This window comes from Cellulomonas bogoriensis 69B4 = DSM 16987, from assembly GCF_000767165.1.
GTDB classification, from domain to species: Bacteria; Actinomycetota; Actinomycetes; order Actinomycetales; family Cellulomonadaceae; genus Actinotalea; species Actinotalea bogoriensis.
In genome coordinates, this window is record NZ_AXCZ01000513.1 from 1 (window position 1) to 257 (window position 257).

1 protein-coding gene is annotated in these 257 nt (G+C 70.8%); it reads left to right on the plus strand.

Annotated features, from left to right (window positions below; genetic code table 11):
* The coding region (locus N869_RS16250) for an AAA family ATPase (protein ID WP_035063584.1) at positions 1–257 on the plus strand (257 nt) is incomplete at both ends.

The window sequence follows — 257 nt, forward strand, 5'->3', positions numbered from 1 at the left end:
CCCCGGACCTGCTGCCCTCGGACATCACCGGCTCAGCGGTGTGGGACCCGGGGACCTCGTCGTTCGAGTTCCGACCCGGCCCGGTGTTCACCGGTCTGCTCCTCGCCGACGAGATCAACCGCACCGCCCCCAAGACCCAGTCCGCGCTCCTGGAGGCCATGGCCGAACGCCAGGTCACCGTCGACGGCACCACCCGCCGCATGGCCGAGCCGTTCCACGTCATGGCCACCTCCAACCCCGTCGAGTACGAGGGCACC